Source organism: Pseudomonas sp. UW4, from assembly GCF_000316175.1.
Taxonomy (GTDB): domain Bacteria; phylum Pseudomonadota; class Gammaproteobacteria; order Pseudomonadales; family Pseudomonadaceae; genus Aquipseudomonas; species Aquipseudomonas laurylsulfatiphila.
This window is the reverse complement of sequence record NC_019670.1, coordinates 4,224,781-4,251,262: the sequence shown is the minus strand read 5'-3', so window position 1 is coordinate 4,251,262 and position 26,482 is coordinate 4,224,781. Positions and strand designations below refer to the sequence as shown.

Sequence of the window (26,482 nt, the reverse complement as noted above, 5' to 3'; positions counted from 1 at the left end):
GATGACGCGGGAAGCCTGATACCCCGCGGTGTGCCGTCCACCATCGCGAGCAGGCTCGCTCCCACAGAAGAGCAATGAGTTTCCCCTAAAAATTTCAAAAAATTGGAGACAGCAATGGCCGAAGCAAAAGTACTCAGTGGCGCCGGGCTCCGTGGCCAGGTAGCCGGGCAAACCGCACTGTCCACCGTGGGCCAGTCGGGTGCCGGTCTGACCTATCGTGGTTATGACGTACGTGAACTGGCGGCTGACGCACAGTTCGAAGAAGTTGCCTACCTGCTGCTGTACGGCGAACTGCCGAGCAAGGCGCAACTGAATGCCTACATCGCCAAGCTGAGCAAGCTGCGTGACCTGCCGCAAGCGCTCAAGGAAGTGCTCGAGCGCATCCCCGCCGACGCCCACCCGATGGACGTGATGCGCACGGGCTGCTCGTTCCTGGGCAACCTCGAGCCGGAGAACAATTTCTCCGAGCAACACGACAAGACCGACCGCCTGCTGGCTGCATTCCCGGCGATCATGACTTACTGGTATCGCTTCAGCCACGAAGGCAAGCGCATCGATTGCGTCAGCGACGAGCAGTCCATCGGCGGCCACTTCCTGCACCTGCTGCACGGCAAGAAACCAAGCGAGCTGCACGTCAAGGTGATGAACGTTTCGCTGATCCTCTACGCGGAACACGAGTTCAACGCGTCGACTTTCACCGCCCGTGTCTGCGCATCGACCCTGTCCGACCTGTATTCGTGCATCACCGCGGCCATCGGCTCGCTGCGCGGCCCGCTGCATGGCGGCGCCAATGAAGCGGCGATGGAAATGATCGAGCGTTTCTCGTCGCCGGAAGACGCGATCAAGGGCACCCTCGGCATGCTCGAGCGCAAGGACAAGATCATGGGCTTCGGCCACGCGATCTATAAGGACAACGATCCGCGCAACGAGGTGATCAAGGGCTGGTCGAAAAAACTCGCCGACGAAGTGGGTGACAAGGTGTTGTTCCCGGTCTCCGAAGCCATCGACAAGACCATGTGGGAGCAGAAGAAGCTGTTCCCGAACGCCGACTTCTACCATGCCTCGGCATACCACTTCATGGGCATCCCGACCAAGTTGTTCACACCGATTTTCGTCTGCTCGCGCCTGACCGGCTGGGCTGCACACGTGTACGAACAACGCGCCAACAACCGCATCATCCGTCCAAGCGCCGAATACACCGGCGTTGAGCAGCGCAAGTTCGTGCCAATCGAACAGCGCTGAATGGTGGAGGGCTTGAACCTCGGCAACTGAAGGAACCGAGAACCTGTGGGAGCGAGCCTGCTCGCGAAGACGGACTGACATTCAGCATCGATGTTGACTGATATACCGCTTTCGCGAGCAGGCTCGCTCCCACAGTGGATGGTGTGACCTTTAGTGCTGGTGCCAGGCCCCACCTTTTGTAACTACCGTGACCGAGTCCTGACGATGAACACACAATTCCGTAAACCGCTGCCTGGCAGCCACCTGGATTACTTCGATGTCCGCGCAGCGGTCGAGGCGATCCAGCCTGGCGCCTACGACACCCTGCCGTACACCTCCCGTGTGCTGGCGGAAAACCTTGTGCGTCGCTGCGACCCGGCCACGCTCACCGAATCCCTGAAGCAATTCATCGAGCGCAAGCGCGACCTCGATTTCCCGTGGTTCCCGGCCCGCGTGGTGTGCCACGACATTCTCGGCCAGACCGCGCTGGTCGACCTCGCCGGCCTGCGTGACGCCATCGCCCTGCAAGGCGGTGACCCGGCGCAAGTCAACCCGGTGGTGCCGACCCAACTGATCGTCGACCACTCCCTGGCCGTCGAACGCGGTGGCTTCGATCCGGACGCGTTCGAGAAGAACCGCGCCATCGAAGACCGTCGCAACGAAGACCGTTTCCACTTCATCAACTGGACCAAGAAGGCGTTCAAGAACGTCGACGTGATCCCGCCGGGCAACGGCATCATGCACCAGATCAACCTGGAGAAAATGTCTCCGGTGATCCAGGTGCGCGACGGCGTGGCCTTCCCTGATACCTGCGTCGGTACCGACAGCCACACCCCGCACGTCGATGCGTTGGGCGTGATCGCCATCGGTGTCGGTGGTCTCGAAGCCGAAAGCGTGATGCTCGGCCGCGCATCCTGGATGCGTCTGCCGGAAAGCGTTGGCGTCGAACTGACTGGTAAGCTGCAACCGGGCATCACCGCCACCGACATGGTGCTGGCGCTGACCGAGTTTCTGCGCAAGCAAAAAGTCGTTGGCGCGTGGCTGGAGTTCTTCGGCGAAGGCGCCTCCGCGCTGACCCTCGGCGACCGCGCAACCATTTCCAACATGGCCCCGGAATACGGCGCCACCGCGGCGATGTTCTACATCGACCAGCAGACCATCGACTACCTCAAGCTCACCGGCCGTGAAGACGAGCAGGTGCAGTTGGTCGAGAACTACGCCAGGCAGGTCGGCCTGTGGGCTGACAGCCTCAAAGGCGCGCAGTACGAGCGCGGCCTGACGTTCGATCTGTCCTCGGTTGTGCGCAACATGGCCGGCCCGAGCAACCCGCACGCCCGTGTGGCGGTTTCGGATCTGGCCGCCAAGGGCATCTCCGGTCAGTGGGACGATGTGCCGGGGCAAATGCCGGACGGCGCGGTGATCATCGCCGCCATCACCAGCTGCACCAACACCAGCAATCCGCGCAACGTGATCGCCGCCGGCCTGCTGGCGCGCAACGCCAACAAGCTCGGCCTGACCCGTAAGCCTTGGGTCAAGTCGTCCCTGGCACCGGGTTCGAAGACCGTGGCGCTGTACCTCGATGAAGCCGGCCTGACCGAAGAGCTGGACAAGCTCGGCTTCGGCGTCGTGGCCTTCGCCTGCACCACGTGCAACGGCATGTCCGGCGCACTGGACCCGGTGATCCAGCAAGAGATCATCGACCGCGACCTGTACGCCACTGCGGTGTTGTCCGGTAACCGTAACTTCGACGGCCGGATTCACCCGTACGCCAAGCAAGCGTTCCTCGCATCGCCGCCCTTGGTGGTTGCGTATGCGATTGCCGGCACCATCCGTTTCGACATCGAAAAAGACGTGCTGGGTGTGGTCGATGGCAAGGAAATCCGCCTGAAAGACATCTGGCCGAGCGACGAAGAGATCGACGCGGTGGTCAAGGCGTCGGTGAAACCGGAGCAGTTCCGCCAGGTGTACATCCCGATGTTCGCCATCCACGAAGACACCGGCCCGAAAGTCGCGCCGCTGTACGAGTGGCGCGAAATGAGTACCTACATCCGTCGTCCGCCGTACTGGGAAGGCGCGCTGGCCGGTGCTCGTCCGCTCAAGGGCATGCGTCCGCTGGCGGTGCTGCCGGACAACATCACCACCGATCACCTGTCGCCATCCAACGCGATCATGATGGACAGCGCCGCCGGCGAATACCTGGCGAAAATGGGCCTGCCGGAAGAGGACTTCAACTCTTACGCGACTCACCGCGGTGACCACCTGACGGCGCAGCGCGCCACCTTCGCCAACCCGAAACTGTTCAACGAAATGGTTCTGGAAAACGGCAAGGTCAAGCAGGGTTCGCTGGCCCGTGTCGAGCCGGAAGGCAAAGTGATGCGCATGTGGGAAGCCATCGAAACCTACATGGATCGCAAGCAGCCGCTGATCATTATCGCCGGTGCCGACTACGGTCAGGGTTCGTCCCGCGACTGGGCGGCCAAGGGCGTGCGTCTGGCGGGTGTGGAGGCGATTGCCGCTGAAGGTTTCGAGCGCATTCACCGCACCAACCTGGTGGGCATGGGCGTGTTGCCGCTGGAATTCAAGCCGGGCACCAACCGCCACACCCTGGCCATCGACGGCAGCGAAACCTACGATGTGATCGGCGATCGCACTCCGCGCGCCGAGCTGACGCTGGTGATCCATCGCAAGAACGGCGAGCGCGTCGATGTGCCGGTGACCTGCCGCCTCGACACCGCCGAAGAAGTGTCGATCTACGAGGCCGGCGGTGTGCTGCAACGCTTCGCCCAGGACTTCCTCGAAGAGTCGGCGGTTGCCGTTTAACACAGGCTGTACCGACACGGGACTTTGAGTCCCGTGTCTGTTTTCAGATCAGGAGTAACGAGCACCATGGCTCACGCAGCTACGTTTCCAAAGCAAATAAGGATACCCGCCACTTACATGCGCGGCGGCACCAGCAAAGGCGTGTTCTTCAGTCTCAAGGACCTGCCTGAAGCGGCGCAAGTCCCGGGCCCGGCCCGCGACGCGTTGCTGCTGCGCGTGATCGGCAGCCCCGACCCGTACGACAAACAAATCGACGGCATGGGCGGCGCGACCTCCAGCACCAGCAAAACCGTGATCCTGTCGAAAAGCACCAAGGCCGATCACGACGTCGATTATCTGTTCGGTCAGGTGTCCATCGACAAGCCCTTCGTCGACTGGAGCGGCAACTGCGGCAACCTGTCGGCAGCGGTCGGTTCGTTCGCGGTCAGCAACGGCCTGGTGGACGCCAGCCGTATTCCGCATAACGGCGTAGCCGTGGTTCGCGTGTGGCAGGCCAACATTGGCAAGACCATCATTGCCCACGTGCCGATCACCAATGGTGAAGTGCAGGAGACCGGCGATTTCGAACTCGACGGCGTGACCTTCCCGGCGGCCGAGGTGCAGATCGAGTTCCTCGATCCGGCAGCGGAAGAAGAGGGCGGCGGCGGTTCGATGTTCCCCACCGGCAACCTGGTCGATGACCTGGAAGTGCCCGGCGTCGGCACCTTCAAGGCGACCATGATCAATGCCGGCATCCCGACGATTTTCGTCAATGCCGAAGACATCGGCTACAAGGGCACCGAGTTGCAGGGCGCGATCAATGGCGACCCGAAAGCCTTGCTGATGTTCGAAACCATCCGCGCCTACGGGGCATTGCGCATGGGCCTGATTTCCAACATCGACGAAGCGGCCAAGCGTCAGCACACGCCGAAAGTCGCCTTCGTGGCCAAGCCGGCGGACTACGTGGCGTCCAGCGGCAAGGCGATTGCCGCAGGCGATGTCGACCTGCTGGTGCGTGCGTTGTCCATGGGCAAGTTGCACCACGCGATGATGGGTACCGCGGCCGTGGCGATCGGTACGGCTGCAGCGATTTCCGGCACTTTGGTGAACCTTGCGGCAGGCGGTATCGAACGCAACGCGGTGCGCTTCGGACACCCGTCCGGCACCCTGCGCGTCGGCGCCGAGGCCAGCCTGGTCAATGGTGAATGGACCGTGAACAAGGCGATCATGAGCCGCAGTGCGCGGGTGTTGATGGAAGGGTTTGTGCGGGTGCCGGGGGATTCTTTCTAAACCCGATCTGAAACTCAACACAAGACCCTGTGGGAGCGGGCTTGCTCGCGAAAGCGGTGTGTCAGGCAATGTAGATGTCGACTGACACGGCGCCTTCGCGAGCAAGCCCGCTCCCACACTGGATCGACGGTGTACAAAGATCAAATGTGGGAGCGAGCTTGCTCGCGATAGGGCCGGAGCTTACCCGGGAGCTTTACTTGAAACGCCGCTCCACACCTTTCTCCACGAGAATCTTCGCGGAGATTTCTTCCACGGAAAAATGCGTGGAGTTGATGTGCGGAATGTTTTCGCGACGGAACAGGTTCTCGACCTCGCGCACCTCGAACTCGCACTGGGCGTAGCTCGAATAGCGGCTGTTGGGCTTGCGCTCGTTGCGAATCGCGGTGAGGCGGTCCGGGTCGATGGTCAGGCCGAACAGCTTGTGCTGGTGGGCGCGCAGGGCGTTTGGCAGTTGCAGGCGCTCCATGTCGTCTTCGGTCAGCGGGTAGTTGGCTGCGCGGATACCGAACTGCATCGCCATATACAGGCACGTCGGCGTCTTACCACATCGCGACACGCCCACTAGTATCAGGTCGGCCTTGTCGTAATAGTGCGTGCGGGCGCCGTCGTCGTTGTCGAGGGCGAAGTTGACGGCCTCGATACGCTCCATGTAATTGGTGTTGGCGCCGATGGAGTGGGACTTGCCGACGGTGTAGGAAGAATGCTCGGTCAGCTCCTGCTCAAGCGGTGCCAGGAACGTCGAGAAAATGTCGATCATGAAACCATTCGAGGTTGCGAGAATCTCACGAATGTCCTGATTGACGATGGTGTCGAAGATAATTGGACGGAAACCGTCGGTTTCGGCGGCTTTGTTGATTTGTTGTACCATGGCCCGCGCTTTGTCCACGTTGTCGATGTACGGCCGCGTGACTTTGCTGAAGGTAATGTTTTCGAACTGCGCCAGAAGGCTTTGACCCAGGGTTTCGGCGGTAATGCCGGTACCATCGGAGATAAAGAAAGCAGATCGTTTCATTTGCACCTTGGGCCTTAAGCTAGTGACGAATCTTGGATATGATAGGCGCGATTTGCCGGCCGCCAATGGCCTGCATTCTCACTTATTTTCCAGGTCCAGGCCATATAGCCGGCAAATGCTCACTTAAGCAGCCGGTTTCTGAGCTTTTCCAACACAGTTAGTGGAGAGATCACCTTGGTAGAGTACGTAGTTTCCCTCGATAAGCTCGGCAAACACGATGTTGAGCATGTGGGGGGCAAGAACGCATCCCTGGGCGAGATGATCAGCAACCTTGCAGGTGCCGGTGTATCGGTGCCCGGCGGCTTCGCCACGACCGCTCAGGCTTATCGTGATTTCCTGGAGCTGAGCGGCCTGAATAAGCAGATTCACGACGCACTCGATGCCCTGGACGTCGATGACGTGAATGCCCTGGCCAAGACCGGTGCCCAGATCCGTCAATGGATCATGGAAGCCGAATTCCCTGAAAAACTGAATGCCGAAATTCGCACCGCGTTCGCCACGCTGTCCGCCGGCAACCCCGACGTGGCCGTGGCCGTGCGCTCTTCCGCTACCGCCGAAGACCTGCCGGACGCTTCCTTCGCCGGTCAGCAGGAAACCTTCCTGAACATTCGTGGTGTCGAAAACGTCATTCGCGCCGCCAAAGAGGTGTTCGCCTCGCTGTTCAACGACCGTGCCATTTCCTACCGCGTGCACCAGGGCTTCGACCACAAGCTGGTTGCCCTGTCGGCCGGCGTGCAGCGCATGGTCCGTTCCGAAACCGGCACCGCCGGCGTGATGTTCACCCTCGATACCGAATCGGGCTTCCGTGACGTGGTGTTCATCACCGGCGCCTACGGCCTGGGTGAAACCGTCGTTCAAGGCGCGGTGAACCCGGATGAATTCTACGTCCACAAGGGCACGCTGGCTGCCGGTCGTCCGGCGATCCTGCGTCGCAACCTGGGCAGCAAGGCCATCAAGATGATCTACGGCGACGAGGCCAAGGCCGGTCGTTCGGTCAAGACCGTCGACGTGGACAAGGCCGAGCGCGCACGTTTCTGCCTGACCGACGCTGAAGTCAGCGAGCTGGCCAAGCAGGCGATGATCATCGAGAAGCACTACCAGTGCCCGATGGACATCGAGTGGGCCAAGGACGGTGACGACGGCAAGCTGTACATCGTGCAGGCCCGTCCGGAAACCGTGAAGAGCCGCACCCAGGCCAACGTCATGGAACGTTACCTGTTGAAAGAAACCGGTACCGTGCTGGTTGAAGGTCGCGCCATCGGCCAGCGTATCGGCGCCGGCAAGGTCCGCATCATCAAGGACGTGTCCGAGATGGACAAGGTCCAGCCAGGCGACGTACTGGTGTCCGACATGACCGACCCGGACTGGGAACCGGTCATGAAGCGCGCCAGCGCCATCGTCACCAACCGTGGCGGTCGTACTTGCCACGCGGCGATCATCGCCCGTGAGCTGGGTATTCCAGCGGTAGTCGGTTGCGGCAACGCCACCCAGCTGTTGAAAGACGGCCAGGGCGTGACCGTTTCCTGCGCTGAAGGCGACACCGGTTTCATCTTCGAAGGCGAACTGGGCTTCGACATCAAGAAGAACTCCGTGGATGCCATGCCGGAGCTGCCGTTCAAGATCATGATGAACGTCGGCAACCCGGACCGAGCTTTCGACTTCGCGCAACTGCCGAACGCCGGCGTTGGCCTGGCCCGCCTGGAGTTCATCATCAACCGCATGATCGGCGTGCACCCTAAAGCACTGCTGAACTACGACGGTCTGCCGCTGGACATCAAGGAAAGCGTCGACAAACGCATCGCCGGTTACAACGACCCGGTCGGCTTCTACGTCGAGAAACTGGTCGAAGGCATCAGCACCCTGGCGGCTGCGTTCTGGCCGAAGAAGGTCATCGTGCGTCTGTCGGACTTCAAGTCCAACGAATACGCCAACCTGATCGGCGGCAAGCTGTACGAGCCGGAAGAAGAGAACCCGATGCTGGGCTTCCGCGGTGCTTCGCGCTACATCAGCGAGTCGTTCCGCGACTGCTTCGAACTCGAATGCCGCGCCCTCAAGCGCGTGCGCAACGAGATGGGCCTGACCAACGTCGAAATCATGGTGCCGTTCGTTCGTACCCTGGGAGAAGCGAGCCAGGTGGTCGATCTGCTGGCGGAAAACGGTCTGGCCCGTGGCGAGAACGGCCTACGCGTGATCATGATGTGCGAACTGCCGTCCAACGCCATCCTGGCTGAAGAATTCCTCGAGTTCTTCGACGGTTTCTCCATCGGTTCCAACGACCTGACTCAGCTGACCCTGGGCCTGGACCGCGATTCCGGTATCATCGCGCACCTGTTCGACGAGCGTAATCCGGCGGTCAAGAAGCTGCTGGCCAACGCCATTGCCGCCTGCAACAAGGCCGGCAAGTACATCGGCATCTGCGGTCAGGGTCCTTCGGACCACCCGGACCTGGCCAAGTGGCTGATGGAGCAGGGCATTGAAAGCGTTTCGTTGAACCCGGACTCCGTACTGGAAACCTGGTTCTTCCTGGCAGAGGGTCAGGCGCAGGCTTGATCCCCTATATACGGGCCGCTCTCATACCTTTGTAGGAGCGAGCTTGCTCGCGATGGACGTCAACGATCACGCGTTTATTTTGGATAAACCTGGTGTCCTGAAGTTCTTCGCGAGCAGGGCTCGCTCCCACAGGGAGCGGTCTTTTAGAGATTCAAGCAGGGCGGGCTCCTCCGGATGCCGCCCTTTTTTGTGCAAGAGATTATGCAAAGCAGCAGCAACCTATTTCCTGTCGCCCTGATCAGCGCCGAACGGCGCGGCGATCTGAGCGAAGATGTGTATCGTTTGAAACCCGGTAACAGCCCCGACTTTACCGTCGAACTGGCTGTGACACGCCTTGGCATGGCCGATGAGCCCTCATCCCGTGGTGTGCCGGTGATCCTGCTGCACGGCAGCTTTTCCAATCGCCGGTTCTGGTTTTCTCCCAAGGGCCTGGGGTTGGGCGCCTATCTGGCCCGCTTGGGGTTCGACGTCTGGATTCCGGAAATGCGCGGCCATGGCCTGTCCCAGCGCAACCACGACTACCGCAAGAACCGGGTCGCCGACTACGCACGCTATGACCTGCCGGCCATTGGCGCGTTCGTGCGTGAACAGAGCGGGCAGGTGCCGCACTGGATCGGTCACTCGCTGGGCGGTACCACACTGGCCGCAGCGCTGGGTGGCGAGTACATCGGTGAGCCGGTGGTGGCCTCGGCCGCGTTTTTCGGCACCCAGGTCAGCCGCACCTACTGGCCATTGAAGATTCCGCCGGTGGAGTGGAGCAGTCGCTTCATTCTCAAGCGTTTTGCCCAGTTGTCCGGAGCAAGGCTCAAACGCGGCCCGGAGGACGAGCCGATCGGCCTGGCCCTGGAAAGCATGCGTTGGTTCGGTCTGTTCGGGCGCTTTGGCGATGCCGATAAAGACTGGTGGGCCGGTTTGGCCGAGGTCAGGTTGCCGGTGCTCGCCGTGAGTGCAGCGGGTGATCATCAGGACCCGGCGTGGGCGTGTCGCAAACTGTTCGAGCAGTTCGGTTCCGAACACAAGCAATTTATCAATCTGGGTCGTGATCAGGGGTTCAGCGACAATTTCGGTCACGTTGAAATGCTCGTCAGCAAACCTGCCCAGGCCGAAGTCTGGCCATTGGTGACCCGCTGGCTGGCGGATCAGCAGACACCCTTGTTGGGTGAACAAGGGGATTTGGCCGCGGCGGTTTGAGCCTGATGCTCTAACAAGGGCATTTCGCTCCGGTCGGCTTGCGGCTAAGATATGACGCATTGAGCTGTTCCAGTCACTTTGCGTGATTGAGTCATCACTGATGTTCGTGCTGTCTTCCTCTTTAACAGGAGTTTCTCGATGAACCATTACCTCACGCCTGACCTGTGCGACGCCTATCCGGAGCTGGTGCAGGTGCTGGAACCGATGTTCAGCAATTTCGGCGGCCGTGATTCCTTCGGTGGCGAAATCGTGACCATCAAGTGCTTCGAAGACAACTCGCTGGTCAAGGAGCAAGCCGAGCTCAAGGGTAATGGCAAGGTCTTGGTCGTCGATGGTGGCGGTTCCCTGCGCCGTGCGTTGCTGGGCGATATGATCGCCGAGAAAGCCGCGAAAAACGGCTGGGAAGGCATGGTGATCTATGGTTGCATCCGTGACGTCGACGTCATCGCGCAAACCGATCTGGGGGTTCAGGCGCTGGCCAGCCACCCGATGAAAACCGACAAGCGCGGTATCGGCGATCTCAACGTTGCCGTGACCTTCGCCGGCGTGACCTTCCATCCGGGCCATTACATCTATGCGGACAACAACGGCGTGATCATCTCGCCCAGCCCGCTGAAAATGCCGGAATAAAAACGGCTGCAGACCAGAGGAGTGCGGATGTTCGAGGAAGAAAACGCGCAATGGGGGCTGGTGCATGCCCTGGTGCTGGACGGTAGAGGCGGTGCGCGTTCGATTGCCCGGACTGAACTTGACGACTTGCAGTTGCAGGCCCATGAAAGCCTGTGGTTGCACTGGGATCGCAGTCATCCGCAAACCCGGACCTGGCTACGCAAATCCAGCGGTCTGAGCGAATTCAGCTGTGACCTGTTACTCGAAGAAAACACCCGTCCGCGACTTTTACAGCTTTCGGACGGCGAACTGCTACTGTTTTTGCGCGGGGTCAATCTGAACCCCGGTGCCGAACCGGAAGACATGGTGTCGGTGCGGATCTTCTGTTCTGCCCAGCGTGTCATTTCCCTGCGTTTGCGTCCATTGCGTGCCACTGACGAGTTGCTGGTGCAACTGTCCGAGGGCAAGGGGCCGAAAACCGCGTCCGAACTCATCCTGTGCATGGCGCAGTACCTCACCAACAAGGTGCAGGATCTGGTCAGCTGTCTCTCGGAAGTGGTCGATGAGGAAGAGGAAAAGCTGGATGCCGACGAACGGTATACGCCTGAACACGGGGCGGTTTTGCAGATTCGTCGGCGGGCGGCAGCGTTGAAGCGCTTTCTTGCTCCGCAGCGGGATATTTTCGGGCAATTGACGCGAATCAAGTTGCCCTGGTTCGTCGAGGACGACGCTGATTACTGGAACGAATTGAACAACAGCCTGACCCGCTACCTCGAGGAGCTGGAACTGACCCGGGAGCGGGTGGGGCTGGTCCTGGAGGCTGAAGACCGTCGCTTGAGCGTGCGCATGAACCGCACGATGTATCGCTTCGGGATCATCACCGGGATCTTTTTGCCGATGAGTTTTCTGGCCGGGCTTTTGGGGATCAACGTCGGTGGCATTCCATTCTCTGCCAGCCCTTACGGCTTTCTGATCGCCTGCCTGATGATGGCCTCGGTGGCGCTGGGGCAATGGTGGTTATTCCGACGTTTGCGCTGGGTCTGAGGGAAAGCATGTGACCCGACCAAAACTGACCTCGTCTCCCACAGACATCACGAGAGGTGCGTATGCACGATCCGTTTGAACAGTCTTTGCGCGACATGCTCAACGCCTCACCGTCCACCCGGGACGACGATGCGTGTCTGGGGCGTGTGCTGAAAACCGCCAACCGCCAGGTCGGCGCCGGTGATTTGTTCAGCTTGCTGGGGCGCTGGTTGCCCGCACTGATGATTGCCCTGAATAACGGATCGGCCCATGTCTCGCCGGTATCCCGTCTCCGTAAACCTGCTGCCCGCACTGCTGATAAGGCTGATTGAATATGGAACTTGATCTCTGGACACAGAGCCTCGTCACTGCAATGACTGCGTTGTGGACCAAGGTTGCGAACTTCATTCCAAACCTGTTCGGCGCACTGGTTGTGCTGCTGTTGGGTTTTGTCGTGGCCAAACTGCTGGACACCTTGCTTTCCAAATTGCTCGCCAAACTGGGCCTGGACCGCTTGATGGGCGGCACTGGCCTGACCAAGCTGATGTCCCGCGCCGGCCTGCAGGTTCCCATTTCGACCCTGATCGGCAAGATCGTCTATTGGTTCGTTCTGCTTATTTTTCTGGTTTCTGCCGCAGAATCCCTTGGACTTGAGCGAGTATCAGCTACGCTGGATATGCTTGCGCTGTATTTGCCGAAGGTATTCGGCGCGGCGCTGGTGTTGCTGGTAGGTGTTTTGCTGGCGCAACTGGCCAACGGGCTGGTGCGCGGAGCGGCAGAAGGCGTGGGTCTGGACTATGCTTCAGGGCTTGGACGAATTGCCCAGGGCCTGGTGATCATCATCAGTATTTCGGTGGCGATCAGCCAGTTGGAGGTCAAGACCGACCTGCTGAACCACGTGATCGTGATTGTGCTGATTACCGTTGGTCTGGCGGTAGCGCTGGCCATGGGGTTGGGAAGCCGGGAAATTGCCGGCCAGATTCTTGCGGGAATCTACGTGCGTGAGCTGTACCAGGTTGGGCAACAAGTGCGTGTTGGCGAGGTCGAAGGCCAGATCGAAGAGATCGGCACGGTTAAAACCACATTGCTGACCGATGAGGGTGAGCTAGTCTCTCTTTCCAATCGGATCCTCCTCGAGCAGCATGTGAGTAGCCGCTAACCCGGCAAACCCTGCTAATGTATGCCGCCGCAAATGCCAGCTGACGCTGGCTGCGGAGGATATTGACCTGACTGTCGGCCCGACTTGTTTTGAATAAAGCTCAATCGCTCTCCATGCGCTACGACCCCCGCGAGCTCTCTGATGAGGAGTTGGTCGCGCGCTCGCATACCGAGCTGTTTCACGTAACACGCGCCTACGAAGAACTGATGCGGCGTTACCAGCGAACATTATTTAATGTGTGCGCAAGATATCTCGGGAACGATCGCGATGCAGACGATGTCTGTCAGGAGGTCATGTTGAAGGTGCTGTATGGCCTGAAGAACTTCGAGGGTAAATCGAAGTTCAAGACATGGCTATATAGCATCACGTACAACGAGTGCATCACACAGTATCGCAAGGAACGGCGAAAGCGTCGCTTGATGGACGCATTGAGTCTTGACCCCCTCGAGGAAGCGTCCGAAGAAAAGACGCCGAAACCTGAGGAAAAAGGCGGACTTGATCGCTGGTTGGTGTATGTGAACCCGATTGATCGTGAAATTCTGGTGCTACGATTTGTCGCAGAACTGGAGTTTCAGGAAATCGCAGACATCATGCATATGGGTTTGAGCGCAACAAAAATGCGGTACAAACGCGCTCTAGATAAATTGCGTGAGAAATTTGCAGGCATTGCTGAAACTTAGTTCAGCGCAAATATCTCTTACGTGTAGGCAAGTTCTGTTAGACTTGCCGCCGAGTTGTCCCCCGGTTTGCGGGACTGCTTCACAATCACCAGATGGGGATTTAACGGATGAAACTGAAAAACACCTTGGGCTTGGCCATTGGTTCTCTTATTGCCGCCACTTCCATCGGCGCTCTGGCACAGGGCCAAGGCGCAGTTGAAATCGAAGGCTACGCAAAGAAGCAATATTTCGATAGCGACCGTAACTTCAAGAACGACGGCATCCTGCCGGGTGGTTCGATCGGTTACTTCCTGACAGACGACGTTGAACTGCGTCTGGCCTACGACGAAGTGCACAATGCCCGTGCAAACGATGGCAAGAACGTCAAGGGCGCGAACACCGCTCTGGACGCTCTGTACCACTTCAACAACCCAGGCGACATGCTGCGTCCTTACGTCTCGGGCGGTTTCTCCGACCAGAGCATCGACCAGAACGGCTCGAACGGTCGTAACCGTTCCACCTTCGCCAACGTTGGCGGCGGTGCCAAGCTGTACTTCACCGACAACTTCTACGCCCGTGCTGGCGTTGAAGCTCAGTACAACATCGACCAGGGCAACACCGAGTGGGCTCCTAGCGTCGGTCTCGGTGTGAACTTCGGTGGCGGCAGCAAGCCAGCTGCTGCTCCAGTTCCAGCTCCGGAAGTTTGCTCTGACAGCGACAACGATGGCGTTTGCGACAACGTTGACAAGTGCCCAGACACCCCAGCTAACGTAACTGTTGACGCTGACGGCTGCCCGGCAGTTGCTGAAGTTGTTCGTGTTGAGCTGGACGTGAAGTTCGACTTCGACAAGTCGGTAGTCAAGCCAAACAGCTACGGCGACATCAAGAACCTGGCTGACTTCATGAAGCAGTACCCATCCACCAGCACTACTGTTGAAGGTCACACTGACTCCGTCGGTCCTGACGCTTACAACCAGAAACTGTCCGAGCGTCGTGCAAACGCCGTTAAACAAGTTCTGACCAACCAGTACGGTGTTGAATCGTCCCGCGTTCAGTCCGTTGGCTACGGCGAATCCCGCCCAGTTGCTGACAACAAAACTGAAGCTGGTCGCGCTGTTAACCGTCGCGTAGAAGCGCAGGTTGAAGCTCAAGCTAAGTAATTAGCCCGCAGCTCTGAGAAAAGCCCGGCTCAGGCCGGGCTTTTCTTTGTCTGCGATTTGGGTTTCAGCATTGGTTTTGCGTTGCTTCTAAAGGATCGCAGCCTGCGGCAGCTCCTACAGGGATAAATGCCGAACCAGTGTAGGAGCTGCCGCAGGCTGCGATCTTTTGATCTCATCACAGGCCGCCACAGCACCGATCACCAGGATCGCCGGACTTTTCAACTGGAAGCTATGGGCATCGTCCTCCATGGCTGTCAGGTCGCTCCAGCATTCCCGTTGGTGCGGCAGGGAAGCATTTTCGATCATTGCCACGGGCGTATCGGCTGCCATTCCACCGGCCAGCAATTGCTTGCGAATTTCACTGAGCTTTGCCACCCCCATGTAGATCACCAGTGTCGTGCCACCTTGGGCCAGCGCTTGCCAGTTCAGGCTGCTGTCATCCTGAGTGTGGGCGGTCACCAGCGTTACCCCTCGTGCCACGCCGCGCAGGGTCAATGGAATATCGCATTGCGTCGCGCCCGCCAGGCCGGCGGTAATGCCATTGACCAGCTCAACCTCGATACCACGCTCGCGCAACCACTGCGCTTCTTCACCGCCACGCCCGAAGATGCACGGGTCGCCACCCTTGAGGCGCACCACGCATTTGCCCTGGCGGGCATAACGCAACATCAGGCGATGGATAAAGGCTTGCGGCGTTGAACGACAGCCACCGCGCTTACCCACAGGAATTATCCGCGCGCCGGGGCAGTGCTCCAGCACCGCATCGTTGACCAGATCGTCGATCAGCACGACATCCGCCTCTCTCAACGCCCGAACAGCTTTGAGGGTCAGTAATTCAGGATCACCGGGACCTGCACCCACCAGCCAGACTTTTGCGCTCATAGTGTTTTCCTCACGAGATGGCGGCTTGCGGCTGCGCGGTGGCGGCCAACAAACGCTTGATTTCCGGGACGCAGGAGCCGCATTGCGTGCCGCAACCCAATTCTTGTTTCAACCCCGGCAAGTCCAGGCCTCGGCGGATGCCGGCGCAGACCGCGTTTTGGCTGACGTTCTTACAGTTGCACAGGGTTTTGTTACCGATCGCTTCGGCGTCAACCTGGCCCGGTGGGGCACTCAAGGGCGCGAGCAGCCAGCGCCGTAGCTGTTCATCGGCGCGACCTTCGAGCCAGAGGTTTTGCAGCCAGTGCCGGGCGAGGGTTTCACCCGCCAGGCGGATCGCGGTGATCCGGCCGTTCTCGATCCGCACCCGCTTACCGATGGAGCGTCGTGGATCGTCGTAGGCCAGCACCGGTCCGTCGTTTAGCCCCAGGCATTGATCGATATCGCGCAGCAGTTGCGGATCTGGCGCCGTGGCGCTGGCAGCGCGTATCAGCAGCGCAGGGCGCTCACGACCGGTGAGACTGAGGCTGACGTAGGAAAACGCCTCGCAGAGGGGGCGTAGAGTCTCAAAGTGTTGTTGGACATCGCCTTCTATCAGCGCGAAAAGGTGCCAAGGCAATTGCACCGGTTCCAGGCGCACGCCGCTGTGTTTGAGCTCCGGTTGTTTCGACAACGGGTCGAAGGCGGGCAGGGTGAGGCTGTTCACGCCCCCCTTGAGAAAACGGTCACCAAAATGCATCGGCAAGAAGGCTTGGCCCGGACGTACGCTGTCGTCACTGGCGACCGGCACGATCACCGCGCTGCGGCGGCTTTTCAGGCTGATCAAATCGCCCGTTTGCAGGCGATGCCTGCGCAGTTCATCCGGGTGCAGGCTCAATACGGCTTCACTGACATGGCCGAACAACTGCGCGGCGGTGCCGGTGCGGCTCATACCGTGCCACTGATCGCGCAGACGACCGGTGATCAGCGTCAGCGGAAAACGCGCATCCCGTTGTTCCTTGGCGGCGCGATACGGATCGGCCACGAACTGCGCGCGTCCGCTGGAAGTCGGGAAAATGCCGTCGAGATAGAGGCGGGCGGTGCCTGCGCTGGACCCCGCAGGAAAGGGCCATTGTTGCGGGCCGATGGTGTCGATCAAATCGTGGCTGATCCCGGACAAATCCAGATCCCGGCCCCGTGTCAGCTGTTTGTATTCGTCGAAGATCTGCGCCGGGGTGTCAAAGGCAAACAGGCTGGTGGCTTCCGGGCGCAGATGTTTTTCCAGGCGCTGTGCGAAATCCACCGTGATTGTCCAGTCCGGGCGCGCTTCACCTGGTGCGACGATTGCGCGGCGGACGTGGGAAATACGCCGTTCGGAGTTGGTCACCGTGCCGTCCTTTTCGCCCCAACTGGCGGCGGGCAACAACAGGTCGGCAAACCTGGCGGTTTCGGTGGTGCGAAAGGCCTCCTGCAAGACCACGAACGGGCAGGCCTCCAGTGCCGTGCGCACGGCAGCCTGATCGGGAAGAGACTGCGCGGGGTTGGTGCAGGCGATCCACAAGGCTTTGATCTTGCCGCTGCCCACCTGCTCAAACAACTCGATGGCAGTCAGCCCCGGGTTTTCAGGCAGTTGATCAACACCCCAATAAGCGGCCACGTCGGCACGGTGCTCAGGGTTGGCGGCGTCACGATGACCCGGCAGCAGGTTAGACAGGCTACCGGTTTCCCGCCCGCCCATGGCATTCGGCTGACCGGTCAATGAGAAAGGACCTGCACCCGGACGGCCAATCTGCCCGGTGGCCAGGTGCAGATTGATCAGTGCACTGTTTTTCGCGCTGCCGGCGGTGGATTGGTTCAACCCCATGCACCACAGCGACAGGAAAGACGGTGATGTGCCGATCCACTCGGCACATTGCTGCAATTGCCCGACGCTGATTCCGCAGAGCTGCGAGACCATCTGCGGTATGTAATCGCGCACCAGTTTCTTCAGCTCGGGCAAGCCTTCGGTATGGTCCTTGATGAAGTCACGGTCGATCCAGTCTTCCCACAGCAGCAGATGCAAAATCCCATGGAACAAGGCGACATCGGTGCCAGGCAAAATCGCCAGGTGCAGGTCAGCCAGATCGCAGGTGTCTGTCCGGCGTGGGTCAATGACGATGACTTTCATCTGCGGCCGGCGGGATTTGGCTTCTTCCAGTCGGCGAAACAGTACCGGGTGGGCGTAGGCCATGTTACTGCCGACGATCATCACGCAATCGCTCAATTCCAGGTCTTCATAGCTGCATGGCGGGGCGTCGGCGCCCAGGCTGCGCTTGTAGCCGACCACCGCCGACGACATGCACAGCCGCGAATTGCTGTCGATGTTATTGGTGCCCACCAGCGCTCGAGCCAGTTTGTTGAAGGCGTAGTAGTCCTCGGTCAGCAACTGCCCGGAAATGTAGAACGCCACGCTGTCCGGGCCATGCTCGGCAATGGTTTGGGCGAAAACGCTGGCGGCGTGATCAAGCGCGCTATCCCAGTCGGTGCGGCTGCGCGCCAGGCCTTTGCCCAGGCGCAACTCCGGGTACAGCGCCCTTGCCGTCAAGTCGCCGGTCAGATGCAGGGTTGATCCCTTGCTGCACAACTTGCCGAAGTTGGCCGGGTGTGCCGGATCGCCGCTGACGCCGAGGATGCGCTCGCCGTCATGCTCGATCAGCACGCCGCAGCCAACCCCGCAATAGCAGCAAGTGGACGCGGTGATCTGGCGGTCCATCAGCCTGCATCCCGCAAGGCCAGCATCACTCGGCCATTTTCGACCCGCGCCGGGTGGTGGTGGGCGCAGCCGACGTCCGGGGCCAGGGCTTCGCCGCTTTCCAGGTCGATTTGCCAGTTGTGCAGTGGGCAGGCCACGCGTTTGCCGTAGATCAAACCTTGGGACAGCGGTCCGCCCTTGTGCGGGCAACGGTCGTCGAGGGCGAACACTTCATCGTCGCTGGTACGAAAAATCGCGATGTCGCCTTTAGGGCCGGTAACGATCCGCGAGCCCAGGGCATTGATTTCATCCAGTGCGCAGATATCCAGCCAGTTCATGCCAGCACCTCCAGGTTTTTCACGGGGATGACGTCGAATTCTTTTTTCAGTTGTGGCTGTTCCAGGCGTTCCTTCCATGGGTCCTGTTCGAACGACAGGGAGAACTGCAGGCGATCGTTGAGCGCCTTGCGCCGCTCTGGGTCCTCAAGCACGGCTTTCTTGATGTGGTCCATGCCGACCCGTTGCAGGTAGTGCACGGTTCGCTCGAGGTAGAAGGCTTCTTCGCGATAGAGCTGCAGGAATGCGCCGTTGTATTCGCGGACTTCCTCGGCGGTTTTCAGTTTGACGAAGAATTCCGCGACTTCGGTCTTGATCCCGCCATTGCCGCCGATGTACATCTCCCAGCCGGAATCGACGCCGATGATGCCTACGTCCTTGATGCCCGCTTCCGAGCAGTTGCGCGGGCAACCGGAGACAGCCAGTTTCACTTTGTGCGGCGACCACATGTTGAACAGGTCATGTTCCAGTTCAATGCCAAGTTGTGTGGAGTTCTGCGTGCCAAAGCGGCAGAACTCGCTGCCGACGCAGGTCTTCACGGTGCGGATGGATTTGCCATAGGCATGGCCGGACGGCATGTCGAGGTCTTTCCAGACGCCTGGCAAGTCCTGCTTCTTGATCCCCAGCAAGTCGATGCGCTGGCCGCCGGTGACCTTGACCATCGGCACGTTGTACTTGTCGGCAACGTCGGCAATGCGTCGCAGTTCTGAAGGATTGGTCACACCGCCCCACATCCGCGGGACTACCGAGTAGGTGCCGTCTTTCTGAATGTTGGCGTGGGCGCGTTCGTTGATCAGGCGCGATTGCGGATCATCCTTGGCTTCCCCCGGCCAGGTGGAAATCAGGTAGTAGTTGAGTGCCGGCCGGCAGGTGGCGCAGCCGTTGGGTGTGCGCCAGTTCAGGTAGCTCAGGGTGCCGGCGATGGTCAGCAGGTGTTGCTCGCGGATGGCCTGGCGGATTTGTCCGTGGTTGAGGTCGCTGCAGCCGCAGATGGCCTTTTCGCTTTTCGGTTTGACGTCGGCGGCACCGCCCACGGTGTTGATCAGGATCTGCTCCACCAAACCCGCGCACGAACCGCAGGAGCTGGCAGCCTTGGTGTGTTTCTTCACTTCGTCGACACTGAACAGCCCGTGTTCCTGAATGGCCTTGACGATGGTGCCTTTGCACACGCCGTTGCAGCCGCAGACTTCGGCCGTGTCGGCCATGCTCATGGCTTTGTCCTGGCCTTGGTGCCCTACGTCGCCCAAAGCGTTTTCGCCGAACATCAAGTGATCGCGGATCTCGCCGATGGCGTGGTTTTCACGGATCTGCCGGAAATACCAGCCGCCATCGGCCGTATCGCCGTACAGGCAGGCGCCGACCAGCACGTCATCCTTGATCACCAGTTTCTTGTAGACCCCGCCAATCGGGTCGGAGAGGGTGATGGTCTCGGTGCCTTCACCGCCCATGAAGTCGCCGGCGGAAAACAGATCGATGCCGGTGACTTTCAGCTTGGTCGAGGTCACCGAGCCCTTGTAGGTGGCAAACCCCAGTTGGGCGAGGTGGTTGGCGCAGACTTTGGCTTGTTCGAACAGCGGCGCCACCAGACCATAGGCGATGCCGCGGTGGCTGGCGCACTCGCCGATGGCGTAGATCCGCGGGTCATAGGTTTGCAGGGTGTCGTTGACCACAATCCCGCGGTTGCACGGAATGCCGGATTTCTCCGCCAGTTCGGTATTGGGGCGAATGCCGGCAGCCATCACCACCAGGTCAGCGGGGATGATGTCGCCATTCTTGAATTGCACCGAACCGACCCGACCGTTGCCAGCGTCGTGCAAGGCCTGGGTCTGCTCGCACAGACGGAAATGCAGGCCGCGAGACTCCAGGGCGGTTTGCAGCAACTGGCCGCTGGTCTTGTCCAGTTGCCGCTCCAGCAGCCACTCGCCGAGATGCACCACGGTGACGTGCATGCCCCGCAGCATGAGGCCGTTGGCGGCCTCCAGGCCGAGCAGGCCGCCGCCGATCACCACGGCGTGGCGGTAGGTTTTCGCGGTGTCGATCATGGCCTGGGTATCGGCGATGTCGCGGTAGCCGATCACGCCCTCGAGGGTGTTGCCGGGAATGGGCAGGATGAAAGGCGTCGAGCCGGTGGCGATCAGCAGGCGATCGTATTCGGCTTCACTGCCGTCTTCGGCAATGACCCGGCGCTTGACCCGGTCGATCTCCACCACTTTGCGGTTGAGCAGCAGTTTGATGTTGTTGTCCAGGTACCAGTCCAGATCGTTGAGCACGATCTCCTCGAAGGTCTGTTCGCCTGCCAGCACCGGCGACAACAGGATGCGGTTGTAGTTGGTGTGCGGTTCGGCGCCGAAGACCGTGATGTCGTACAGCTCAGTGCTCAGCTTGAGCAGTTCTTCCAGGGTCCGGACCCCGGCCATGCCGTTGCCGATCATCACCAGTTTTAGTTTTTTCATCAGGTTCTCCGGGGAGCTCAGGCCTGCCTCAACAGGGTTCAGGCCATGCTCGACAAATTTTGCGCAAACAAAAAAAGGCGTCCCGCTAGTTGCCTAGCGAGGACGCCTTTGTCCTGGTCCCGTTCTCTCGGGAAGTGCAGCCTTCGTCGTTGAAGCCTGCGCTTTATGTCTGTTGAAAAGGGTAATGCAGTGGTTGTGCCAAGTCGCTCAGGTCCCGTGTTTGTTGGCGTTCTTCCCGTTCGCAAGGGCAGGTTTGTGAGGGAATGCACCGATTAAAGGCGCGTTGCCCGCTAATGGAGCGCCACCACCAGCAGCACCAGGTTGAGCAGCAGCGATACCAGCGCCAACGTCCGCCAGACTTTCAGCGGTTCACGCTCCAGCAAGGGTTTTGGACGCACGCTCAAACTGCGGCGTTCGCCTTGCTCGATCAGCAGCAACCATTCTTCCGCCGTTTCGAAACGCTGTTCGGGGGCCGCCGCCACGGCGCGCTCCAGGTGATGGGCGATCCAGTCCGGCAGGTCGGGCCGGTAGCGGCTGGCGTTGACCGGGAGACCAAACCTGGGGCGCTGGAACGCTTCGATTTCACCATAGGGATAGTGCCCGGTGAGCAGGAAATACAAGGTCACACCAACCGCATACAGGTCCTGCTGTGGCGTCGGCACGTCGCCCCGAAAGGCTTCCGGCGCGATGTAACTGGGTGTACCAGGCAAAGCCCAGGGCAGGTCTTGCGAGAGACCGGGGCAGTAGGCGAGGCCGAAATCCAGCAGTCGCAGTTCACCGTCGTCCCCCAGCAACAGGTTTTCCGGTTTGATATCGCGATGCAGAATCTGCCGTCGATGCAACAGGCCGACCGCTCGCAGCAAGCGTTCGGCGATGTCTTGCCACTGGGGCAGCGGCAACGGCCCGTTTTGCTCATGCCGGTGCGCCAGGGTAGCGCCCGAATATTCGCGCATCACGTAGTACAAATGCTGACGCTGACTGGCGGCATGTACTTCAGGAAAATGCCGGCCGGCCACGCGTTTGAGAAACCACTCTTCCGACAGCAACGCTTGCCCGGCTTGGTGATCGTCGTGCAGGCGCCCCGGCAGGGTTTTCAGCAGCCAGGGTCGTTGCTGAGTGTCGCGCACGCGATAAAGCAGCGATTGCTGGCTCTGTGCGACGATCCCTTCGACCTGCCAGCCCTCGAACGCCTGGCCCGGTTTCAGGGCCGGCGGCAGCGGCCATTGCTGCAAGTGAATCAACGCATCGCCAATGCTCGCTTCACCGAGGGCGTCGACCCGCACCAGCAGGGCGCTGGCGTTGTCCTGGCTGCCTGCCAGGTGTGCGGCATTGACCAGGGTTTGCGCTGCGCTGTGCAAGTCCGGTTGATCACGCAGGATCGCCGCAATGGCGGTATCGCCCAGGACGGCCCAGATGCCGTCGCTGAGCAGGACGAAACTTTCATCGGGGCGCAATTCACCGTCGAGAAAATCCAGCACCAGATGTTGATCGAGACCCAGCGCCCGTTTCAGCACATGCTGCATGCCCGGCTGGTCCCAGACGTGATCCTCGCTGATTCGCTGCAATCGGTCGGCGTGCCAGCGGTACACCCGGCAATCGCCGACATGCGCCAGGGTAAAACGCCGGCCACGCAGGACCAGCGCACTGAGGGTGGTCAGCAGCGGTTGTCCGCCGCCGTTGGCCTGCAACCAGCGGTTTTGCGCCAGCAACAGGCGATCAAGTGCCTGCGCCACGCTCCAGGTTTCCGGCGTGGCGTAGTAATCCAGCGCCAGGGCCTGCAGCGTCGAACGGGCCGCCAGGCCGCCATCGGCGCACTGGCTGACACCGTCGGCAATGGCGAACAGGTAGCCTTTGCTCGCCGCCAGCGCCGGGGCCGGCGTGACGAGGCGCAGGGCATCCTGATTCTCCTCGCGCGGACCGATGGCGCTGGCTTCGGCGAAACTCAGTTGCAGGCTCATCGAGGCGTCAGACCCGTGCAGCCGTCACGGCCGCCGAACCCCAGGTGGTTCTCCAGCGCCGTTTCACGCCGTGCAGGCCGAACCAGGCCAGAATGCCGAGGCTGGCGAACAACCACAGTGCCAGTTGATAGCTGCCAGTGCTTTGTTTGATCGCGCCCATGCCGGCCGCGAGGGCAAAGCCACCGATGCCGCCGGCCATGCCGATCAGGCCGGTCATCACACCGATCTCCCGACGAAAACGCTGCGGCACCAACTGGAATACCGCGCCATTGCCGGCACCCAGGCCGAGCATGGTGCAGACGAAAAGTGCGAGTGCGGCGTAGGAATTCGGCAGGTTGAAACCGACTGCGGTGATGCAGATCGCCGCGACGGTGTACATCGCCAACAAGGTCCGAATGCCACCGAACCGGTCAGCCAGCGCGCCGCCCAAGGGGCGCATGAGGCTACCGCCGAACACGCAGGCCGCCGTGTAGTAACCGGCCGTCACCGGGCTCAGGCCGTACTGGTCGTTGAAATAGCCGGGCAGGGCGCTGGCCAGGCCGATGAAGCCGCCGAACGTCACGCTGTAGAAAAACATGAACCACCAGCTGTCACGGTCGCCCAGGGCCTTGAAGTAGTCGGCCATGGATTTGGCTTTTGGTCGCTCGGGGGCGTTTTTCGCCATCCAGGCAAAGACGATCAGGGTCAGGATCAGCGGAATCAGGGCGAAGCCGAATACGTTGCTCCAGCCAAACGCCGCCGCCAGTACCGGAGCGATCAAGGCGGCGAACACCGTCCCCGAGTTCCCGGCGCCTGCGATGCCCATGGCCTTGCCTTGATGCTGCGGCGGATACCACTGCGAGGCCAGGGGCAGGGCAACGGCAAAGGATGCGCCGGCCATACCGAGAAACAGACCCAGCAGCAACGCTTGCTCGTAGCTGTGGATGCCGAGCTTCCAGGCGCCGAACAGCGCGCAGATCACGATGACCTGGCCGATCAGACCGGCGGTTTTCGGTGACAGGCGATCAGCCAGCATCCCCATGACAAAACGCAAGACCGCCCCGGCCAGAATCGGCGTGGCAACCACCAGCCCGCGTTGCTGTGTCGTCAGGTGCAGGTCGGCGGCGATCTGCACCGCCAGAGGGCCGAGCAGGTACCAGACCATGAAGCTCAGGTCGAAATAGAGGAAGGCAGCGAACAATGTGGGGGTATGGCCGGATTTCCAGAAGCTTGAATTCATTGCGCACCTCAGCTGTGAAGAGTCTCGAAAGGAGTCATGAGCTTGCAGGTGGGGCGCCGCTACGGCCGCTCCACCGGCCCCGTGCTCTGGGGCCAAAACGAAAAAACGCCGCCACCCGATCCGCCAAGGGCAAATGAGGTGAGCGACGTCTTTGTCGTAGGTGGGGCAACCGCCGTTGGTTACCTGTGGTGATTGCTTTGCCAGATCTGTGCCAACACTCGAAATCGAGTCGCTGCCATCGCGAGCAAGCTCGCTCCCACAGGTGATTTGTGTTCGACGCCATTCCCCTGTGGGAGCGAGCTTGCTCGCGATGGCGTCCTCAAAGGCGCCACAGCACTTCAGCCAAGCAACTCACTCATGGCAATAATCTGCTCCGCCACTTGAATCAGCTTCTGCTGGCGGCTCATCGCCTGGCGGCGCATCAGTGTGTAGGCCTCTTCTTCGTTACAGTCCTTCATTTTCATTAGCAGCCCTTTGGCCAGCTCGATGCGCTTGCGCTCGGCCAGTTGCTGGTCGCGGGCCTGCAACTGGGCACGCAAAGCCTGATCGCTTTCGAAGCGTGCCATGGCCACATCGAGAATCGGCTGCAGGCGTTGTGCGTGAATGCCTTCGACGATGTAGGCACTGACCCCGGACTTGATCGCCTGGCGCATCACATCGGGGTCATGTTCGTCGGTGAACATCACAATCGGTCGCGGTTGGTCGCGAGTGACCAGCACCACTTGTTCCATGACATCGCGGCCTGGTGACTCGGTATCGATCAGAATCACGTCCGGACGCACCGTTTCGACGCGTTCGGGCAAGTCGATGGTCAGGCCGGACTCATCGATCACTTCGAACCCGGCCTCGGTCAGGGCGGCCTTCAGGCGTCCGACTTTTTTCGCGGTGTCGTTGATCAGCAGGATACGCAGCATGTTCGTCGTCTCCTGTCAGCGGCTGGCGGATCGGTGGGAGCTGTCGCTCATGGCGTGCAGTTTGAAGCTGCGGGCATAACCGGCCGGGTCCGAACCGTCCCAGATCTTGCCATCGATCAATTGACTGCTACGCATCTCCTTGCCCAGTGCTGCGACACCTACAGCGCTGGCCGCTTCACGATACAAGTCTAGTTGATGGACTTGGCGGGCCACGGCGAGGTAATCCGGGTCATCGCGCAACAAGCCCCAGCGACGGAACTGGGTCATGAACCACATACCGTCGGACAGGTACGGCAGATTGACCTCGCCTTCACCATGCAAGCGCAGGGCGTGCGGGTCTTGCCAGCGATTGCCCAGGCCATCGACATAGTCGCCCAGCAGGCGCGGCTCGATGCATTCCAGCGGCGTATCGAGGTATTGCGCTGCACTGAGCAATTGCGCGGTGCTGCGACGATTTTCGCTGCTTTGTTCGATGAAGCGGCTGGCCTCCAGAATCGCCATCACCAACACCCGCGCGGTATTGGGGTATTGCTCGACGAACGCACGGGTGCAGCCGAGGACCTTTTCCGGGTGATCGGGCCAGAGGGCCTGGGTCGTGGCCAGGGTGAAACCCAGGTCCTGCTGCACGGCGCTGGCGGACCAGGGTTCGCCGACACAGAACCCGTCGATACGCCCGGCCCGCAGGTGGGCGACCATTTGCGGCGGCGGCACTACGACGCTGTCGACATCCAGCAGCGGGTGAATGCCCTGGCTGGCCAGCCAGTAATACAACCACATGGCGTGGGTGCCGGTAGGAAACGTCTGGGCGAAGGTGAGTTTTGCGCGAGTTTGGTGCACGTGCCGATCCAATGCCTCAGGACTGGTCACCCCAAGCGCCTGCAAGCCGCGGGACAGATTGATGCTCTGGCCGTTTTGATTCAGGCCCATCAACACGGCCATGTCGGTCGCGGCCACGCCACCGATGCCCAGGTGAACGGCGTAAATCAGACCGTAGAGACTGTGGGCTGCATCGAGTTCGCCGCTGACCAGCTTGTCCCGCAGGCTGGCCCAGGACGATTGGCGCTTGAGGTTCAGGGTCAAACCATAGGGTTGGGCGAAGCCCTGGGTGGCGGCGACCACCACCGAGGCGCAGTCGCTCAGGGCCATGAAGCCGAGATTGATTTCGGTTTTTTCCGGGGCATCGCTGCCATTGACCCAGGCCAGAGGGCCGGCTGACGGTTCGTTCATCGCGCGTTCACCTTGCAAAAAAAACGTCGTCCCGGGTCCGTGCATGGGCAGGCCGGGGACGACGCCATTGTCTTTGCACCCATTCCGACGCTGGCGTGGGTGCTGGTGCCCGGA

At 60.5% G+C, this 26,482-nt stretch carries 20 protein-coding genes; 11 read left to right on the top strand and 9 right to left on the bottom strand.

Annotation, left to right across the window (positions count from 1 at the left end; all coding sequences use genetic code 11):
* The first annotated feature begins 114 nt into the window (after positions 1 to 114).
* The 3 genes from prpC to prpF all read left to right on the top strand — a co-directional run bounded on the left by prpC (position 115) and on the right by prpF (position 5,310).
* Positions 115 to 1,242 carry a 2-methylcitrate synthase gene (gene prpC / locus PPUTUW4_RS18570; RefSeq protein ID WP_007971533.1) on the top strand — a complete coding sequence of 376 codons (1,128 nt, stop codon included), beginning with the start codon at positions 115 to 117 and terminating at the stop codon, positions 1,240 to 1,242.
* Between the two features lie 204 nt (positions 1,243 to 1,446).
* Positions 1,447 to 4,041 (top strand): Fe/S-dependent 2-methylisocitrate dehydratase AcnD, encoded by a 2,595-nt coding sequence (acnD, locus tag PPUTUW4_RS18565; protein ID WP_007971532.1) that lies wholly within the window; start codon positions 1,447 to 1,449, stop codon positions 4,039 to 4,041.
* Between the two features lie 66 nt (positions 4,042 to 4,107).
* Entirely contained in the window at positions 4,108 to 5,310 is a 1,203-nt protein-coding gene (gene prpF / locus PPUTUW4_RS18560) for a 2-methylaconitate cis-trans isomerase PrpF (protein WP_015096070.1), read from the top strand.
* Positions 5,311 to 5,503: 193 nt separating this feature from the next.
* On the opposite strand, the gene PPUTUW4_RS18555 is transcribed toward prpF, so the two are convergent.
* Entirely contained in the window at positions 5,504 to 6,322 is an 819-nt protein-coding gene (locus PPUTUW4_RS18555; protein WP_007971527.1) for a pyruvate, water dikinase regulatory protein, read from the bottom strand.
* A 174-nt stretch (positions 6,323 to 6,496) separates the two neighbouring features.
* Here PPUTUW4_RS18555 and ppsA point away from each other — a divergent pair, with 174 nt between their 5' ends.
* The 8 genes from ppsA (at position 6,497) to PPUTUW4_RS18515 (ending at position 14,673) form a co-directional block, all read left to right on the top strand.
* Positions 6,497 to 8,872, top strand: coding sequence for a phosphoenolpyruvate synthase (ppsA, locus tag PPUTUW4_RS18550; protein ID WP_015096069.1), 2,376 nt, complete (start codon positions 6,497 to 6,499; stop codon positions 8,870 to 8,872).
* A gap of 201 nt (positions 8,873 to 9,073) precedes the next feature.
* A complete protein-coding gene (locus tag PPUTUW4_RS18545) occupies positions 9,074 to 10,063 on the top strand; it encodes an alpha/beta fold hydrolase (protein ID WP_015096068.1) in 990 nt (329 codons plus the stop codon).
* A 138-nt stretch (positions 10,064 to 10,201) separates the two neighbouring features.
* Positions 10,202 to 10,693 carry a ribonuclease E activity regulator RraA gene (rraA, locus tag PPUTUW4_RS18540; protein ID WP_015096067.1) on the top strand — a complete coding sequence of 164 codons (492 nt, stop codon included), beginning with the start codon at positions 10,202 to 10,204 and terminating at the stop codon, positions 10,691 to 10,693.
* 27 nt (positions 10,694 to 10,720) lie between these two features.
* On the top strand, positions 10,721 to 11,716 hold the full coding sequence (locus PPUTUW4_RS18535; protein ID WP_015096066.1) for a zinc transporter ZntB: 996 nt from the start codon (positions 10,721 to 10,723) through the stop codon (positions 11,714 to 11,716).
* A gap of 62 nt (positions 11,717 to 11,778) precedes the next feature.
* Positions 11,779 to 12,027 carry a hypothetical protein gene (locus PPUTUW4_RS18530; protein WP_007971509.1) on the top strand — a complete coding sequence of 83 codons (249 nt, stop codon included), beginning with the start codon at positions 11,779 to 11,781 and terminating at the stop codon, positions 12,025 to 12,027.
* Positions 12,028 to 12,029: 2 nt separating this feature from the next.
* Entirely contained in the window at positions 12,030 to 12,854 is an 825-nt protein-coding gene (locus tag PPUTUW4_RS18525) for a mechanosensitive ion channel domain-containing protein (protein ID WP_007916401.1), read from the top strand.
* An 89-nt stretch (positions 12,855 to 12,943) separates the two neighbouring features.
* Complete coding sequence (gene sigX / locus PPUTUW4_RS18520) at positions 12,944 to 13,534, top strand: RNA polymerase sigma factor SigX (RefSeq protein ID WP_015096065.1); 591 nt, start codon at positions 12,944 to 12,946, stop codon at positions 13,532 to 13,534.
* A 107-nt stretch (positions 13,535 to 13,641) separates the two neighbouring features.
* Positions 13,642 to 14,673: an OmpA family protein gene (locus PPUTUW4_RS18515; RefSeq protein ID WP_015096064.1), complete on the top strand. Its 1,032-nt coding sequence runs from the start codon at positions 13,642 to 13,644 to the stop codon at positions 14,671 to 14,673.
* 114 nt (positions 14,674 to 14,787) lie between these two features.
* Here PPUTUW4_RS18515 and cobA read toward each other — a convergent pair whose 3' ends face one another.
* The 8 genes from cobA to PPUTUW4_RS18475 all read right to left on the bottom strand — a co-directional run bounded on the left by cobA (position 14,788) and on the right by PPUTUW4_RS18475 (position 26,368).
* Positions 14,788 to 15,555 carry a uroporphyrinogen-III C-methyltransferase gene (gene cobA, locus PPUTUW4_RS18510; protein WP_015096063.1) on the bottom strand — a complete coding sequence of 256 codons (768 nt, stop codon included), beginning with the start codon at positions 15,553 to 15,555 and terminating at the stop codon, positions 14,788 to 14,790.
* A gap of 10 nt (positions 15,556 to 15,565) precedes the next feature.
* On the bottom strand, positions 15,566 to 18,283 hold the full coding sequence (locus tag PPUTUW4_RS18505; RefSeq protein ID WP_015096062.1) for a nitrate reductase: 2,718 nt from the start codon (positions 18,281 to 18,283) through the stop codon (positions 15,566 to 15,568).
* Positions 18,283 to 18,600 carry a nitrite reductase small subunit NirD gene (nirD, locus tag PPUTUW4_RS18500; protein ID WP_015096061.1) on the bottom strand — a complete coding sequence of 106 codons (318 nt, stop codon included), beginning with the start codon at positions 18,598 to 18,600 and terminating at the stop codon, positions 18,283 to 18,285. Before nirD ends, PPUTUW4_RS18505 begins: the two co-directional genes overlap by 1 nt.
* Complete coding sequence (gene nirB / locus PPUTUW4_RS18495; protein WP_015096060.1) at positions 18,597 to 21,050, bottom strand: nitrite reductase large subunit NirB; 2,454 nt, start codon at positions 21,048 to 21,050, stop codon at positions 18,597 to 18,599. The genes nirD and nirB overlap by 4 nt, the downstream gene beginning before the upstream one ends.
* A 290-nt stretch (positions 21,051 to 21,340) precedes the next feature.
* The gene (locus PPUTUW4_RS18490) at positions 21,341 to 23,008 is read right to left on the bottom strand and encodes a bifunctional protein-serine/threonine kinase/phosphatase (RefSeq protein ID WP_015096059.1); all 1,668 of its coding nucleotides are present in this window, start codon (positions 23,006 to 23,008) and stop codon (positions 21,341 to 21,343) included.
* Between the two features lie 7 nt (positions 23,009 to 23,015).
* Entirely contained in the window at positions 23,016 to 24,227 is a 1,212-nt protein-coding gene (locus PPUTUW4_RS18485) for a nitrate/nitrite transporter (protein WP_015096058.1), read from the bottom strand.
* Between the two features lie 338 nt (positions 24,228 to 24,565).
* Positions 24,566 to 25,141, bottom strand: a complete 576-nt coding sequence (locus PPUTUW4_RS18480; RefSeq protein ID WP_015096057.1) for an ANTAR domain-containing response regulator — start codon at positions 25,139 to 25,141, stop codon at positions 24,566 to 24,568.
* Between the two features lie 15 nt (positions 25,142 to 25,156).
* Positions 25,157 to 26,368, bottom strand: coding sequence for a CmpA/NrtA family ABC transporter substrate-binding protein (locus PPUTUW4_RS18475; RefSeq protein ID WP_015096056.1), 1,212 nt, complete (start codon positions 26,366 to 26,368; stop codon positions 25,157 to 25,159).
* Positions 26,369 to 26,482 lie beyond the last annotated feature (114 nt).